General features: G+C 41.7%; 18 protein-coding genes and 1 other RNA gene. 7 read left to right on the forward strand and 12 right to left on the reverse strand.

Annotated features, from left to right (window positions below; all coding sequences use genetic code 11):
* Window positions 1–163 precede the first annotated feature (163 nt).
* Together ABZA00_RS12305 and ABZA00_RS12310 are read right to left on the reverse strand one after the other, a co-directional pair.
* Window positions 164–442 carry a peptidylprolyl isomerase gene (locus ABZA00_RS12305; RefSeq protein WP_372882462.1) on the reverse strand — a complete coding sequence of 93 codons (279 nt, stop codon included), beginning with the start codon at window positions 440–442 and terminating at the stop codon, window positions 164–166.
* 294 nt (window positions 443–736) lie between these two features.
* The gene (locus ABZA00_RS12310; RefSeq protein WP_372882463.1) at window positions 737–1,036 is read right to left on the reverse strand and encodes a hypothetical protein; all 300 of its coding nucleotides are present in this window, start codon (window positions 1,034–1,036) and stop codon (window positions 737–739) included.
* A 353-nt stretch (window positions 1,037–1,389) separates the two neighbouring features.
* On the opposite strand from ABZA00_RS12310, the gene pspB reads away from it, so the two are divergent.
* The 4 genes from pspB to ABZA00_RS12330 all read left to right on the forward strand — a co-directional run bounded on the left by pspB (window position 1,390) and on the right by ABZA00_RS12330 (window position 4,497).
* A complete protein-coding gene (gene pspB, locus ABZA00_RS12315) occupies window positions 1,390–1,611 on the forward strand; it encodes an envelope stress response membrane protein PspB (RefSeq protein ID WP_372882464.1) in 222 nt (73 codons plus the stop codon).
* Window positions 1,608–2,000: an envelope stress response membrane protein PspC gene (gene pspC / locus ABZA00_RS12320; protein ID WP_372882465.1), complete on the forward strand. Its 393-nt coding sequence runs from the start codon at window positions 1,608–1,610 to the stop codon at window positions 1,998–2,000. Before pspB ends, pspC begins: the two co-directional genes overlap by 4 nt.
* A gap of 202 nt (window positions 2,001–2,202) precedes the next feature.
* Window positions 2,203–3,777 (forward strand): murein L,D-transpeptidase, encoded by a 1,575-nt coding sequence (locus tag ABZA00_RS12325; protein ID WP_372882466.1) that lies wholly within the window; start codon window positions 2,203–2,205, stop codon window positions 3,775–3,777.
* A gap of 168 nt (window positions 3,778–3,945) precedes the next feature.
* On the forward strand, window positions 3,946–4,497 hold the full coding sequence (locus tag ABZA00_RS12330) for a DUF882 domain-containing protein (protein WP_372882467.1): 552 nt from the start codon (window positions 3,946–3,948) through the stop codon (window positions 4,495–4,497).
* Between the two features lie 174 nt (window positions 4,498–4,671).
* On the opposite strand, the gene rlmM is transcribed toward ABZA00_RS12330, so the two are convergent.
* The 8 genes from rlmM to hemA are packed head-to-tail and all read right to left on the reverse strand — an operon-like array spanning window position 4,672 to window position 11,585.
* The gene (rlmM, locus tag ABZA00_RS12335; RefSeq protein WP_372882468.1) at window positions 4,672–5,769 is read right to left on the reverse strand and encodes a 23S rRNA (cytidine(2498)-2'-O)-methyltransferase RlmM; all 1,098 of its coding nucleotides are present in this window, start codon (window positions 5,767–5,769) and stop codon (window positions 4,672–4,674) included.
* Window positions 5,770–5,827: 58 nt separating this feature from the next.
* Window positions 5,828–6,235, reverse strand: a complete 408-nt coding sequence (locus ABZA00_RS12340) for a DUF423 domain-containing protein (RefSeq protein ID WP_372882469.1) — start codon at window positions 6,233–6,235, stop codon at window positions 5,828–5,830.
* Window positions 6,235–7,080 carry a 3-deoxy-8-phosphooctulonate synthase gene (gene kdsA, locus ABZA00_RS12345; protein WP_372882470.1) on the reverse strand — a complete coding sequence of 282 codons (846 nt, stop codon included), beginning with the start codon at window positions 7,078–7,080 and terminating at the stop codon, window positions 6,235–6,237. The genes ABZA00_RS12340 and kdsA overlap by 1 nt, the downstream gene beginning before the upstream one ends.
* Before the next feature lie 23 nt (window positions 7,081–7,103).
* Window positions 7,104–7,949 (reverse strand): SirB1 family protein, encoded by an 846-nt coding sequence (locus tag ABZA00_RS12350; RefSeq protein WP_372882471.1) that lies wholly within the window; start codon window positions 7,947–7,949, stop codon window positions 7,104–7,106.
* Between the two features lie 3 nt (window positions 7,950–7,952).
* Window positions 7,953–8,339, reverse strand: a complete 387-nt coding sequence (locus tag ABZA00_RS12355) for a SirB2 family protein (RefSeq protein WP_372882472.1) — start codon at window positions 8,337–8,339, stop codon at window positions 7,953–7,955.
* A gap of 27 nt (window positions 8,340–8,366) precedes the next feature.
* A complete protein-coding gene (gene prmC, locus ABZA00_RS12360; RefSeq protein ID WP_372882473.1) occupies window positions 8,367–9,191 on the reverse strand; it encodes a peptide chain release factor N(5)-glutamine methyltransferase in 825 nt (274 codons plus the stop codon).
* Window positions 9,192–10,283, reverse strand: coding sequence for a peptide chain release factor 1 (gene prfA / locus ABZA00_RS12365; protein WP_372882474.1), 1,092 nt, complete (start codon window positions 10,281–10,283; stop codon window positions 9,192–9,194).
* A 42-nt stretch (window positions 10,284–10,325) separates the two neighbouring features.
* Window positions 10,326–11,585, reverse strand: a complete 1,260-nt coding sequence (gene hemA / locus ABZA00_RS12370) for a glutamyl-tRNA reductase (protein ID WP_372882475.1) — start codon at window positions 11,583–11,585, stop codon at window positions 10,326–10,328.
* 252 nt (window positions 11,586–11,837) lie between these two features.
* Between hemA and ABZA00_RS12375 the strand changes: the two genes are divergently transcribed.
* Window positions 11,838–12,281: an outer membrane protein assembly factor BamE gene (locus tag ABZA00_RS12375; RefSeq protein WP_372882476.1), complete on the forward strand. Its 444-nt coding sequence runs from the start codon at window positions 11,838–11,840 to the stop codon at window positions 12,279–12,281.
* 74 nt (window positions 12,282–12,355) lie between these two features.
* Here ABZA00_RS12375 and ABZA00_RS12380 read toward each other — a convergent pair whose 3' ends face one another.
* Together ABZA00_RS12380 and ABZA00_RS12385 are read right to left on the reverse strand one after the other, a co-directional pair.
* Entirely contained in the window at window positions 12,356–12,646 is a 291-nt protein-coding gene (locus tag ABZA00_RS12380) for an RnfH family protein (RefSeq protein WP_372882477.1), read from the reverse strand.
* A gap of 8 nt (window positions 12,647–12,654) precedes the next feature.
* Window positions 12,655–13,092, reverse strand: a complete 438-nt coding sequence (locus tag ABZA00_RS12385) for an SRPBCC family protein (protein ID WP_372882478.1) — start codon at window positions 13,090–13,092, stop codon at window positions 12,655–12,657.
* A 141-nt stretch (window positions 13,093–13,233) separates the two neighbouring features.
* On the opposite strand from ABZA00_RS12385, the gene smpB reads away from it, so the two are divergent.
* Both smpB and ssrA read left to right on the forward strand, forming a co-directional pair.
* Window positions 13,234–13,719 (forward strand): SsrA-binding protein SmpB, encoded by a 486-nt coding sequence (gene smpB / locus ABZA00_RS12390; RefSeq protein WP_372882479.1) that lies wholly within the window; start codon window positions 13,234–13,236, stop codon window positions 13,717–13,719.
* Window positions 13,720–13,848: 129 nt separating this feature from the next.
* Window positions 13,849–14,203: a transfer-messenger RNA gene (gene ssrA, locus ABZA00_RS12395) on the forward strand.
* Window position 14,204 lies beyond the last annotated feature (1 nt).

Below are 14,204 nucleotides of genomic sequence, written 5' to 3' on the forward strand. Positions count from 1 at the left end.
GGATCATGTGGCGGTGCTGCGCTAGATGCCCTGACGACTTATATCGAGCAACAAAATAGACCTAAGTAACGTTAATGCTTCGCAACAATGATTTTCATCACCGCCATGAATGACGGTGTTTTTCATCTAAATGGATAAATGGTTACAGATCTATCAGGAGTTTTTAAGTCCTATACAACACCTTCACCACGTGCCAGCCAAACTTGGTTTTTACTAAATGTGGGGTTAATATTTCACCGTTAAAAGCAACTTTATCAAATGCCGGTACCATCTGACCTTTTTTAAACTCCCCTAAATCGCCGCCCTTTTTACCCGATGGGCAACTTGAGTATTTTTTTGCCAGGGTCTGAAATTTAGCTCCTTTGTTTAACTGTAAAAGGATCTCTTCTGCTTGCTCTTTATGTTTCACGAGAATGTGCAAAGCTGCTGCTGTTCTGGCCATACTTACCTCAGTTTATTAAACAGCGTACATTGTAACACAAAACCGTCTTGTTCCCGCGCTAACTGGCATAAAAAAAGCCCTGAATTCGAATCAGAAAAAAGTAATGCAATGCCCCCCGGCAAATTACTCCCCTAAAGCCGGTTAATTTTGAAAAAGTTGCAAAAGAAAAACCTAAGCCAGTCTATTAGGCTGCTCCTCAAGCAGAGGTGGAGCACTTGGCGAACAAATTTAGCGGGAGAGGATGTCAATTCGGCGACTGCGCAGCGGCTTAAATGATGAATCGTCGCTCAGTGCTTAGCCGCCTGGAATTTTCCGGGGGGTAATATTGTTTTTTTTAAGCCAGGGTATAATATTATCAGCAGTGATGTGCAGATCCAGTTCGCCAGTTTCACTCTGTTTTATTACGATCCGTTTTACTTCAATACCTAGCAGTGATATTCGTGCTGAATCAATAAAGCGCAGTACATTTGGACAACGATCACAGGGTATTCGGCATACCGTTTTTACATCACAAAAAGCGGCTTGTTTAAGATCACCTATCAGTCCCTTAGAGGCCAAGTCTTGATAACTTACGGCGATTGTCTCAGACGACATTGTAAAGAACTCCTACTAATTGTGCGTGATAAAATAACTCTGAATTAGAACATAAAAAATCAATCTGTTTATTAAAGACCCAAATGGTGCCAATATCCATACTTATTGATGCATTTAATTGTGCTTTATGATAGAGATCGCTTTCTTTTAAAACGATTAATGTCAATATCTTATTAAGAATAGCTACCAGCAATCAAATAGTTATGATGATTTACTATAAAACAATAAAAAATAAATTAGTCACAAAAGCATTTGCTACACTAACACTTTAGCAATGCCTGTTTATCTATTTAATGAATACCTGACAGCTTATTAGTCAACGGCTATTTGTGTAAACGAAGTAAGGAATTTTCATGAGTTATATTGCAGTCCCACTAAGCGTCTTTTTTGTCTTTGTTGCACCACTCTGGTTATTCCTGCATTACCGCAGTAAAAAACAAACCGGCAAAGGATTATCTGCCGCTGATCAGGAACGGTTACAGGCACTTGTAAAACGTACTGAAGAGATGCAGAAGCGCATCGCTTCATTAGAATCTATTCTTGACAGCGAAGCACCGCACTGGAGAGAAAAATGAACAAAAAACAGCTCTACCGTGATCCTAAAAACGGCAAATTAGGTGGCGTGTGTGCCGGAATAGCGGAGTATTTTGACACTGAAGTCTGGCTTATCAGGTTACTGGTAGTATCAGCATTTTTATTCACCGCCGGATTTTTTGTGGTGATAGCCTATATCATAGCTTATTTGATGTTAGATGAAATGCCGGAAAAACAGCAGTGGCAGCAAAGTATTTATAAAAAGCATAATGTCAAAAAGAAGGCGTGGCAAAGCGGTGATTCTGCCCAGAAAATATTAGAAAACATCAGCGTAGAGTTAGATCAAATGCAGCACGACATTGAAAAATTAGAAGCTTATGTCACCTCATTTGAATATAAAATGAATCGTGAATTCACAAATCAAAAATAGCCTTTAAACGTGCGCAGCCATTCACCCAGCGCCAATAAAGTACGCTTCAATCATCGCCCTGATTATCAAAAAACAGCTATATAGCACCAGCGCAATTTTAACACATTGAAAAACAACAGAAATATAATTAAAGTGCCTTATGCTATCTTTAGCATAAGGCATTAGTTAAAATGAATGTTCAATTTACATTGAAAGGCATAATATGATTGCAATGCGTTTATTGAAAAATATTCTATCACTTTTTCTGCTATGCCAGATTGCGTTTTTTCCTTTAAATACTGCATTGGCAAATGCTAAGAAAGTGAATATTTCAGATCTCAATTATTCTGACCTGATCATATCTATTTACCGGCACTATCCGGACAAAAGTTTCTGGTCAAAAGCCCCGCTTAGAGATGAATTTGAAAAACAAATATCTATTCTTTTTTTTGCCGACATCAGCGATGATTTAAATGACAGGTATCAAGCATTAACAAAAGCCTCTGAACGAAAAGACTGGAAAAATTACGAATTGCTCGCATCGGATTTACTGTTGTTTTATTTATCATACAACGAGCAACTGATTGATAAAGGCAAGTCCTGGCTACTTGGCGACAACATCGCAAATAAGTTAAGACCACCATCAGATAAATCTGTTGGCGCATTTTTTAATGCCTATTCTGATCATGCCAGGTTGTTATATCTACAAAGGTTATCACCAATCTCTGATCAGAAAATGCCGCTCTATTCTAACCTATTGGTCCTCAACGAGGCGGCTGATAAAAATATCGAAAGGCAGAGAGTGACTGAATCTGTCAAAATAGGCGATACACTTCAAGAGAAAGGCATTCTGCTAAGCCGTTTACAAGTGGCGGGTGAATTATCAACAAAACTGAAAGAGCTGATTGAGTCGGAAAACCATCAGGAGTACAGCGCACAGCTCGGTAAAATTGTTAAATCATTTCAAATGCGTCACGGCTTAAAACCCGATGGCATAATAGGCAATAAAACCCGCTATTGGCTCAATATCAGCCGCCAGGAGCGGATCAGATTAATGGCCCTGAACATTCTTAGAGAGGCCTTATGGTCAGCTGATCAAGACAACAAAATAGTAGTCAACATCCCGGGTTATCAGATGTCCTATTGGGAAACGGAGAAAATGGTATTTGAAAGTAACATCATAGTGGGTCAGGTAAAACGTAAAACGCCTATCTTTACAGCCAAACTTGATTCAATTGTATTTAACCCGACATGGAATGTGCCTACATCAATAATGCGTGAAGATATTCTGCCAAAAGCATTAGTAAACAGTGACTACCTTAAACGGCACCGTTATGAAATTCTACAGGGCTGGCACAGTAACAAAGTGATAGAGGTGAATGCAATAGACTGGAGTTCGGTCACAGTTAACAATTTCCCCTATAGATTACGGCAAAAATCCGGGCGTGATAATGCCTTGGGTTTTTACAAATTTAACACCCCCAATAAAAATGCAATCTATTTACACGATACACCGGCAAAATATCTATTCGAAAGAGAAAATCGCGCCTTCAGTTCTGGGTGCATACGTGTACAAAAAGCAAAACAATTTACACTATTGTTAATGGACAGATCCGGTTATACATTTCAGGATTATAAAAATTACCGTAACAGCGATACCAACAGTGTGCTGCCCCTTAAGAAAAATATCCGTGTTTATACCGTCTATCAAACCGTTTGGGTAGACCAATCAGGTTTAACCCAATTCAGAAATGATATCTATGATTATGACAAACCGAGAAAGAGAAAAATTTCATAGTAAATGATGTTTATATTAATCAACAAAAACCATTTACAGTTCAATAACTAACCATTAACAATGGTGTTTTTCACTGTTGCTCTCTTGTTTTCAAGTTGACTGCAGTACAAAAAGTCAGTAGCTTTATTATTTTTGAAATCTATTGCTTTCTTTTTACTGTTGAGACTTATGCCAAAACCTGATTTAAACCGACGAAAAGCCATTTTAACCGGCATCGTAACCCTAGGCGCAACATGTATTCCGTCTGTTTCGTTTGCATCTATTTTTAAGGATTTACCCAGAAAACTGCACCTCAATAACCTCCATACGGGAGAAGAGCTGCAGACTTGTTATTTTGACGGTAAACATTATCAACGTGGTGAAATGAAAAAAATCAACCATTTATGCCGGGATTTTCGCCGCAACGAAATAAAAGATATGGATAAACGTTTATTCGACCAACTGGCCGCCATTCAAAAAATCATTGGCAGTAATAAACAAATTCACATTATCTCCGGTTATCGTTCACCGGAAACCAATAAAATGCTCAGGGCTAAATCCACTGGCGTGGCAAAAAAGAGCATGCATATGCTTGGACAGGCGATTGATTTTCGCGTAGAAGGTGTGCCGCTAAGTGAAGTTAGAAAAGCGGCATTATCGCTTAAAGCCGGAGGTGTAGGTTACTACCCGAAGAGTAATTTTGTCCACATTGATACCGGCCGGGTGCGCAGTTGGTCATAGTGAGAACTCAATAAAGCTAGACTTGTGGTTAAGAGACAGGCTGGCGGCCTGACTCTTAAGCAAAAATCTGCATAAATTTAGCGCTACAAATTATGAGGCTCGAGTTAAGAGCGACGAACTTCGCTACTTTAAACCAAGTCTGCTGACTGCGATCAGCAGACAGCAGAATTAGTATTATCCTTTACCGAGCTGCTTTCCCCAGACATTATTAATTAAACGCACATGCAGGGTTATCTCTTCGCGATCATGATACAGGTGCTTCGCCTGTAGTTCATATTGAAGACCTTCATTTTCAAACATATCCGTTAAGATTTTGATATCTTCAGCCGCTTCCTGATAACGTTTTTTCATCGGTAATTTCAGGTTAAAAATAGCTTCTTTACACCAGCCGTCAATCAACCATTGTGCCATCAGTTTAGCGACACGTTTAGGCTTCTCAATCATATCGCATACCAGCCAGTCTATATTTTTACGCTCCGGCTCATATTTAAAACCGTCAACCATATAATGGGTAACCTGTCCGGTATCCATCAGGCTTTGCGCCATTGCGCCGTTATCAATAGCCGTTACAAATAATCCACGTCTAACCAGCTGGTAAGTCCAACCGCCCGGACAAGCGCCCAAGTCAACGGCGCGCATACCTGAATGCAGCCTCTGCTCCTGCTCTTCCGCGCTCAGAAAAACCTGAATCGCTTCATCAAGTTTTAAGGTCGAACGGCTAGGCGCTTCACTCGGTGAGCGTAAACGGGGGATCCCCATATAAAACTCACTGCGGTTATTAGGCGCGGAAAAACCAATATAAGCCGATTTATTATCCAAAAAACATAGATGGTAACAAAGTTTATTGCGGTTCTCTTTGGCAGTCAGGCTGTTCTGTTTTTTTAATGCCTGACGCAGCGGTACGGTAAATTTACGGCAGAAAGTTAACAGTGGCTTGGTCTCATCGCCTTCCGGCGTTTCAACATAGAGATCACCACCTAAAGGCATATTGCGGGTAACTTCTAAAATGGGGCTAATGCGATCATCAAGCGGCAGATTATCCACAAATGCCTTAACACCAATCAACTGACGTGAGAAGATCAATTGTTTGTAATCAAGTTGTTTTAATAGATATTCCACTTGTTGCGGATCATAACATTGATAAAAAACATAACCGCTGTTACGTTTTGTTTTCACAAAACCAAAGACCTCTAAAGCCGTTGCTTTATCCTGCACTTCATTAGCGCAGTCATTCTCAAAGCCGGGACGGCAATATAATAAAATTCCTAACATACATTCCTCTGGAGCGGCTTCGAAAAAAGGCCGGTTTCCATTCTGTAAAACTAAATAATCAATTATTCCTGTAGGTCAGCAAACTAACAGCAACTAAAGTCCATGCGATAATTAACAGCAAACCACCAATAGGCGTCAGCATCCCTAGTATTTTTGTACCGGTCAAAACATAAAGATACAAACTGCCACTGAACAATAAAATGCCAGATGCAAAGGCAATTTTACTGGCCAGTAAAAAATAGCTGCTGATAAACAGAGATAAGATACAAACCGCAAATAAAGTCAGTGCATGAACGAGCTGATAAGTCACAGCTAATTGAAAATATTCAATTTGCTCGATACTCGCCCAGACGGAGAGCCCGTGACTGGCATAAGCTCCTAATGCAACGCCCGTTGCCCCTAATAAACAGGCAAAAATAAAAAACAGGCGGCTTGTATTAGAGAGCTTAATCTGCAGGGTAGGCATTATTCAGTATCAATAATTTCAAAACTTTTGGCCAGCTCATCCATCTGTTTCATCTGGCTCAGGAAAGGTTTTAATTTATCAAGAGGTAAGGCACAAGGACCATCACATTTTGCATTAGACGGATCCGGATGCGATTCAAGGAACAGGCCGGCAATGCTCTGTGACATGCCCGCTAAACCTAGTTGTACCACCTGACTGCGGCGACCATCGGCGCTGTCACTGCGGGCACCCGGTTTCTGCAGAGAATGGGTAACGTCAAAAATAACCGGGTAACCTGTTTCTTTCATGGTGCTGAAGCCAAGCATATCAACAACCAGATTATTATAACCAAAGCAGCTACCGCGCTCGCAGAGAATAATTTTGTCATTACCCGCTTCATTAAACTTGGTAATGATATGCTTCATTTCATGCGGCGCTAAAAACTGTGCTTTTTTCACATTGATTACCGCATTGGTCTTTGCCATCGCTTTCACCAGATCCGTTTGTCGGCTCAAAAATGCGGGTAATTGAATAACGTCAACAACTTCCGCAACGGGTGCCGCCTGATAGGGTTCGTGCACGTCGGTAATAATCGGCACATTAAAAGTATTTTTGATCTCTTCAAAAATACGCAGCCCCTCTTCAAGACCCGGTCCGCGGTAACTGTTTATTGATGACCGGTTCGCTTTATCGAATGACGCTTTAAAGATATAAGGAATATTTAGGGCCGACGTCGCTTCAACATAAGTTTCGACAACCTGCATCGCCAGATCACGAGATTCCAGTACATTCATACCGCCAAACAGAACAAACGGGCGTTCATTACCCACTTCGATATTGCCTACTTTTATTATCTTCTGGTTCATTATTTACTCACTTTAATCAATAATTAGTGTATTACCTGGGTATTAGTATCCAAATTTATCTGCCTGATTTGCCGTTTCAGCAAACCGACAATCGGATCCTCCGGAAACTGTTCAATAAAAAATTCAAAATCAGCACGCGCTAAATTCAAGCAGTCCAGCTGCTGAAATAAAAAACCGCGATCACGCACTTCAAATGCATCATTTGGATCAATGCGCAGCAGCATATCCGAGCAGCATAATGCCTGCTCTAAGGAGTCTTTTTGAATATACGCAGCCTTGATCACGTTAATTAAACGCGTGATGATGGTTTTGTTATCATCAGCCTCCAGCATTTGCGAGGTCAAACGGGCATGGTTGCCTAATTGTCCGCGCAGTTTAAGCTCCAGCAGGTGCTTTGAAGCAAGCTCTCCGGTAAAGGGATCAATAAACAGGGTTTCATTGGGCAAGTTAACACGCACAATAAAACCACTCGGAAAACAGATCCCCTGTGCGGTAAAGCCGCTCTCTTTCAAGAAGTCGAGCAATAACAGCCCCAAGCTGATGGGCACGCCTTTACGGCGCAATAACACCGTTGATATCAGCGCATTTTCGATTTTGAAAAAGGCTTTCCAGTCCCCCTGATAAGCCTGTTTCCGGTAGATACAATCCAGTAATGCAAGCAGTTTGGCTTTATCAGCCTGCGCAAAATCAGCTAGCTGGGAATTCAAAACGATATGCTGCAGTCGCAATGCGTGATAAAAATCAGCGGCCTTCATCCCGGTTAATTCCGCTTCAACAGCAACCGCAGCGTCGGTCAGCGAATGCGCTTCAAAATCAAATTGCGCATTGATAATAAATGCGTTTTTTTCGGTTATAGTCTCTGTTGTCATTTTTTACCCCAGCAATAAAATGGCTTGTTTACTGAACGCCAGTTGTCCGATATAAACGACCCAACCAAGCGCACCGGCAAAGGCTAAAAACTGCATACCCTTGCGGGTTTTTTCATGCAGTGCAACTTTTACTAATATTAAATAACCAACCACTGCCACTATTTTCTCAAGTAACCAGAAATGCTGCTCTGCAAACGGGTTGATCTGTAAAAGTCCCATCAACGCGACACCGAGCAATATAATCGTTAAATGTGTGTGCAGTAATATCTTTTTAAAAATAGGTTTTTGCGCATTTTTATGTCCACTTTCCATCCAGTAAAAAGACACTATAAAAAGTACAACCGCGATTAAAATCAGGGTTAAATGAGCATGTTTTAAAATACTGTACATCTTTCTCTCCGCGCAATGCGCTTATTATTATTTATACAAAGCCATAGTAACACGATCATTACCGCCGTAATCTTTGACTGTATTAACCTCAACGTAACCTAACTCTGCCAATAATTCTCTGACCGCAGCTGCCTGTTCAAAACCGTGTTCAAACAATAAATAACCGCCCTTTTTTAGATAATCCGGAGCCTGCTCAGCTATCTTTCTGATATCAGCCAAACCGTTTTCATCGGCCACTAACGCGGATATTGGTTCAAAACGCAGATCCCCCCGTTTGAGATGCACATCGTCTTTTTCAATATAAGGCGGATTAGAAACAATCACATCATACAAACCGTCCACGGCAGAAAACCAGTCACTTCGTTTAAAATAGACGTTATTCAATTTCAAATTCTGCCGGTTTTCACTCGCCAGCTGCACCGCTTCTGCACTGAAATCAACCCCGAGACAGTAAGCATCGGGCAACTCACTGGCCAGTGCTAAAATAATCGCCCCGCTGCCCGTGCCCAGATCTAAAATACGCGCATTTTGGGCGCAGTAGTTAAGTGCTGTTTCAACTAAAATTTCGGTATCCGGACGCGGTATCAGTGTCGAATTATTCACCTTTAAAGGCAATGACCAGAACTCCCGGGTACCGGTTAAATGCGCCACTGGCACACCATTAAGCCGCTGGATAATCAGTTCTTCAAAAGCGCTTTGCTGCTCTTTGCTGATATCTCGCTCAGGCCAGGTGAGCAGATAAATGGTTTCTTTCTGCAGCACAAAAGCCAGCAGGACCTGCGCATCTAATGATGCGCTGTCACTGGTCACTAAAGTGAAGGTTGCCCAGGTAAGCGCGTCATCGATACGCAATTAGAACGCCCCCTGTGATAATGCGGCGAGTTTATCTGCCTGATCTTCCTGTAGAATAGGCTCAAGCAGAGCATCTAAATCGCCTTCTAATACCTCATTTAAGCGGTAAATAGTCAAGTTGATACGGTGATCACTGACCCGTCCCTGCGGGTAGTTATAGGTGCGGATTCGTTCGCTGCGATCGCCACTTGCGACCAGGCTACGACGAATCGTCTGCTCTTCCGCACTGTTTTTTTCATCTTCAGCCTGTTGTAAACGCGCTTGTAAAACAGACATCGCCTGCGCACGGTTTTTATGCTGTGAACGCTGATCCTGACATTCTACAACGGTACCGGTTGGTAAATGGGTAATACGAATAGCGGAATCTGTTTTATTAACGTGCTGTCCACCTGCGCCCGATGCCCGGAAAGTATCAACTTTAAGATCTGCAGGATTGATCGAAATAGCCTCAGCTTCAGGAATTTCAGGCATCACCACGACGGTACAAGCGGAAGTATGAATTCGCCCCTGAGATTCAGTTTCCGGTACACGCTGCACTCGATGACCGCCGGATTCAAACTTCATAATACCGTAAGCACCATCACCATCAATTTTGGCAATCAGTTCTTTATAACCGCCCTGTTCGCTGACATTGCTGTTCATCACTTCAATACGCCAGCCTTTCTTTTCCGCATATTTACTGTACATACGGAACAGGTTGCCCGCAAAAATAGCCGCTTCATCACCACCAGCACCGGCTCTTATTTCCAGATAACAGTTACGGTCATCATTAGGATCTTTCGGCAGTAGTAAAATCTGTAAATCGTCTGCTAATTTTTCCACGACCAGCTTGGCTTCCTTAATCTCCTCCTTTGCCATTTCACGCATATCTGGATCATCGTCTTCGCTCATCATTTCAGCCGCTTCCAGATCGCTCTGGGCATTTTGATAAGCTTTAAAGCAGATCACAACCACTTCCAGTTGAGAGTATTCTTTGGTCAACTCGCGGTATTTATTTTGATCTCCAATCGTACCGGGATCACCCAATAACGCTTGAACCTCTTCGTAACGTTCAATCAGACCTTCCAACTTTGCAACAATTGATGCTTTCATATTTCTCTCTTTATTCTTCTGCTCACCCGGTACAGGTGCAACTTAATCTTCTTTATTCAGGCCTAAGGCATTACGTAATAAAACCAGTTCATCGTCATTACCTCTGCGACTGACATCGGTCAGTGCCTGGCTGGGATGATGGATTAGTTTATTGGTTAATTTAAAGGCTAGTTCTTTTAACACATTTTCGGCTGGTGCTCCGTTTTGTAACGAAGCGCAAGCACGTAGTAATAATTCATCGCGTAACTGCTCGCTGTTTTCACGGTATGCGCGGATAGACTCAACTGCTTTTAAAGATTCAATCCAGGCAATAAAGTCGCCGACACAATCTTCAATAATTTTTTCTGCTTCTATTGCAGCCACCTGACGAGCTTGTTTATTCTCTTCGATAATACCGTGCAGATCATCAACACTGTACAGATAAGCATCGTTTAACTCATCAACTTCCCCTTCAATATCACGCGGTACGGCGATATCGATAAATAACATAGGTTGATGACGGCGCGTTTTTAACGCTTTTTCCACCATCCCTTTACCAATAATAGGCAGCGGACTGGCTGTTGAAGATATCACAATATCAGCTTGCCCGAGATGACTTGGAATCTGCTCTAGAGTGATCGCCTGAGCATCAAACTGCTCCACCAACCCCATTGCGCGCGACAAGGTACGATTAGCAATAGTAATATTAGGCACCTGGTGTTCAATCAGATATTTACCAACCAATTCGATGGTTTCACCCGCTCCAATCAATAACACCCGGCTTTTAGATAAATCGCTGAAAATCTGTTTTGCCAAACGCACAGCAGCAAAGGCAACGGAAATAGCATTTGCTCCTATTTGGGTCTCAGTGCGGACACGTTTGGCCACAGTAAAAGCATGCTGAAACCATTTGTGAACCACTTTATTTACCGCTTTAGCCTGACTGGCAGTGGCAAAGGCCTGTTTTATCTGCCCTAAAATTTGCGGCTCACCTAATACTAATGAATCCAATCCACAGGAAACACGAAACAGATGCTGTACGGCCTGCTCATCCTGATAACAATACAAACTGGCTTTTAATTTCTTTTCATCGATTTGGTGAAAACCACAAAGCCATTTAATAACTGCATCACAGTTATGTTGCGTTAAATTGCAATATATTTCAGTGCGGTTACAAGTTGAAACAATAACCGCTTCGACCACCGTGCGCTGCGCTAATATTTGTTGGTAAGCATCTAATAAAGCATCAGGAGAAAACGCGACTTGTTCGCGCAATGCGACAGAAGCAGTTTGATGATTAATTCCTAAGGCAAATAGAGGCATTCAATAAATTCACAAAGCAAGTTAAACGGTTAGCGGAGAGACGGGAATTCTACGGACATTTACACAGAATTTAAAGAAGTCGATGCAGTTCGTTTAAATTTAAGCGCATTATCTGCCTATTAAATAGGTAACATGGTACAAACAAAGCAGAAACACTAAATTTTTTCGTTAATATTTTTACAAGTCAGCAGCCCTTGGGTATTATCATTGTTATTAATATCCACTCACCTCCACTAAGATGTTGTTTAAACCATGCCTATTAAAAATATCGTTGCCTCATGCTTTTTAATTTTTTCATTATCGGGATGCTCATTTCTGTACGATACTTTTGTTTATCAAATTGATGTGACCCAGGGTAATTACATCGAAGATGATAAATTAGACCAGATAACACTGGGGATGTCTCAGGAACAAATTATTTTTATTCTCGGCTCGCCGATGCTGATTGACCAGTTCGACTCCTCAAAGTGGTACTACATCCGTTATATTAAACCAGGCGGCAAAGCCAGCCAGCAGGATACTGTCGTACTGACCTTTGCTAATCAGCAGCTAACTGATATTTCAAGATCAGGAAAAATCACCGAAAACCCGCTTATTAAAAGCCCACGCAGCAAAAATGCGCCAAATGCCGCAGCGGAAGATCCAAGCAGCAGCAGCGATCGGCAAACAAGCAATCCAGGCCCTGTCACTGAGTAATTGCAATAAATAACCTAGCAAAAAAAGCCAATAAATGTTATTGCATTTATTGGCTTTTTTTATTCCATGATACTTTATTTTTTAGCCATTTTGGCCGCACGTAATTTGCGCATCTCTTTCGGATCGGCAATTAAAGGCCGATATATCTCGATTCGATCTCCCGCTTTGACCCGCGTCGATAACTTTTCCGGGCGACTGAAAATACCCACCACAGCTTCGCTTGGAATAATTTCGGGAAAATAAGTGTTGATCCCGGATAAGTTTATACACTCTTCCAGAGTACTGCCGACCGGCACAGATAGGGAAAGTAAAACTTGTTTATCGGATCGGCCATAAACCACTTCAATATCAATCAACTCACTCATAAACTTTCCTATCGTATTCCGTAAACTACTTTCGCACGGCTGGAAAAAGATTTCACCATAGATCCTACCAGCTCATTAAAAATACGGCCAAAAGCAAGCTCAACCAGAGAACTATTAAATTCAAAGTCGAGATCCAGGTTAACTTTACAGGCCTGCTCATCAAGTTTGGTAAAGGTCCACCCGCCTGTTAAATGTTTAAAAGGGCCGTCCACTAAATTCATCAAAATACTCTGTCCATTTACCAGGATATTTTCAGTGGTAAAAGAGTGACTGATACCTGCTTTTGCTACCTTAACAGAAGCGCGCATAGTATTTTTATTCGCAGCTAATATATTGGCATCAACACAGCCCGGTAAAAACTCAGGATAAGCAGTTACATCGTTAACCAATTGATACATTTCTTCAGCGCTATACATCAGTAGCGCACTACGGGATACTTGTGCCATCGGCTCTCCATACTGTAAAAGTGCTATATTACACGATCAGTACCGTCAGGAAAAAAATAAATCGTTATTTTATGCTAAATTTCAGCAACTTTTGTACAATACAAATAGCAATTTAAAAATGTCACTTTATAATGCGAGTCTATGGCTAAAAAAAATAAAAAAACTAAAAACAACGAAAATACGATTGCACGCAACAAACGTGCTAGTTTTGAGTACCATCTTGAAGATCGTTTTGAAGCAGGTCTTGAATTACAAGGTTGGGAAGTAAAATCGTTACGCGCAGGCAAAGCGAATATTGCCGACAGTTATATTTTCCTGAAAAACGGAGAAGCATGGCTGTTGGGCGCAACAATTCCGCCTCTTAACGCGGCATCTACGCATGTCATTTGCGATCCGCTGCGTTATCGTAAATTACTCCTTAACAAACGTGAAATCGAAACCTTAGTGGGTAAAGTCGAACGTCAAGGGTACTCTATTATCCCTATCTCTTTATATTGGAAAAAAGCATGGGTCAAAATGTCCTTTGCCCTGGCAAAAGGTAAGCAAGCCCACGATAAACGAGCCGATGTAAAAGATCGTGAATGGCAGGTACAGAAAGAACGTATGATGAAACACGACACCCGTTAATGTTTAAAAATGCTTAAAAGCATAAAACTTATTACAAAAAACAATTAAAGTGATGCAGATAACACTTTCATCACAATATAACATCTGTTATATTAACCACGTTGCCGTTAGTTAATAGCGATAACCACCGGGGATGATTTAGGACTCGACGAGATTCTTGAAACCCAAGGTGCATGCCGAGGTGCGGCTGGCCTCGTAAAAAAGCCGCAAAAGTTATAGTTGCAAACGACGATAACTACGCTCTAGCAGCTTAGGCTAGCTAGCCTTCCACCCACGTTTCTCCTATGGGCAGGGATTCGGAAGGTCATTTACATTTGGATAGCGAGGGAACCTTGTTCGAGGGTGAACCGCGAAATAGTATCGGACTCGCTCTAGGGTATCCTGTCAGTTGGAGATCACTGAGTTAACTAAAAAACTGACTAAGCATGTAGTACCGAGGACGTAGGTTTTTCGGACGGGGGTTCAACTCCCCCCATCTCCACCAC

It is taken from the genome of Psychromonas sp., from assembly GCF_041586535.1.
GTDB lineage: Bacteria > Pseudomonadota > Gammaproteobacteria > Enterobacterales > Psychromonadaceae > Psychromonas.

Excerpts from the sequence above, each read along its gene's own strand:
- kdsA (WP_372882470.1), bottom strand. The coding sequence starts at position 7,080 with ATGAACCAGAAGATAATAAAAGTAGGCAATATCGAAGTGGGTAATGAA.
- ABZA00_RS12325 (WP_372882466.1), top strand. The coding sequence starts at position 2,203 with ATGATTGCAATGCGTTTATTGAAAAATATTCTATCACTTTTTCTGCTA.
- ABZA00_RS12340 (WP_372882469.1), bottom strand. The coding sequence starts at position 6,235 with ATGCCTACCCTGCAGATTAAGCTCTCTAATACAAGCCGCCTGTTTTTT.
- ABZA00_RS12350 (WP_372882471.1), bottom strand. The coding sequence starts at position 7,949 with ATGACAACAGAGACTATAACCGAAAAAAACGCATTTATTATCAATGCG.
- pspB (WP_372882464.1), top strand. The coding sequence starts at position 1,390 with ATGAGTTATATTGCAGTCCCACTAAGCGTCTTTTTTGTCTTTGTTGCA.
- ABZA00_RS12310 (WP_372882463.1), bottom strand. The coding sequence starts at position 1,036 with ATGTCGTCTGAGACAATCGCCGTAAGTTATCAAGACTTGGCCTCTAAG.
- ABZA00_RS12375 (WP_372882476.1), top strand. The coding sequence starts at position 11,838 with ATGCCTATTAAAAATATCGTTGCCTCATGCTTTTTAATTTTTTCATTA.
- ABZA00_RS12380 (WP_372882477.1), bottom strand. The coding sequence starts at position 12,646 with ATGAGTGAGTTGATTGATATTGAAGTGGTTTATGGCCGATCCGATAAA.
- hemA (WP_372882475.1), bottom strand. The coding sequence starts at position 11,585 with ATGCCTCTATTTGCCTTAGGAATTAATCATCAAACTGCTTCTGTCGCA.
- ABZA00_RS12385 (WP_372882478.1), bottom strand. The coding sequence starts at position 13,092 with ATGGCACAAGTATCCCGTAGTGCGCTACTGATGTATAGCGCTGAAGAA.
- rlmM (WP_372882468.1), bottom strand. The coding sequence starts at position 5,769 with ATGTTAGGAATTTTATTATATTGCCGTCCCGGCTTTGAGAATGACTGC.
- smpB (WP_372882479.1), top strand. The coding sequence starts at position 13,234 with ATGGCTAAAAAAAATAAAAAAACTAAAAACAACGAAAATACGATTGCA.
- ABZA00_RS12305 (WP_372882462.1), bottom strand. The coding sequence starts at position 442 with ATGGCCAGAACAGCAGCAGCTTTGCACATTCTCGTGAAACATAAAGAG.
- ABZA00_RS12330 (WP_372882467.1), top strand. The coding sequence starts at position 3,946 with ATGCCAAAACCTGATTTAAACCGACGAAAAGCCATTTTAACCGGCATC.
- pspC (WP_372882465.1), top strand. The coding sequence starts at position 1,608 with ATGAACAAAAAACAGCTCTACCGTGATCCTAAAAACGGCAAATTAGGT.
- prfA (WP_372882474.1), bottom strand. The coding sequence starts at position 10,283 with ATGAAAGCATCAATTGTTGCAAAGTTGGAAGGTCTGATTGAACGTTAC.
- ABZA00_RS12355 (WP_372882472.1), bottom strand. The coding sequence starts at position 8,339 with ATGTACAGTATTTTAAAACATGCTCATTTAACCCTGATTTTAATCGCG.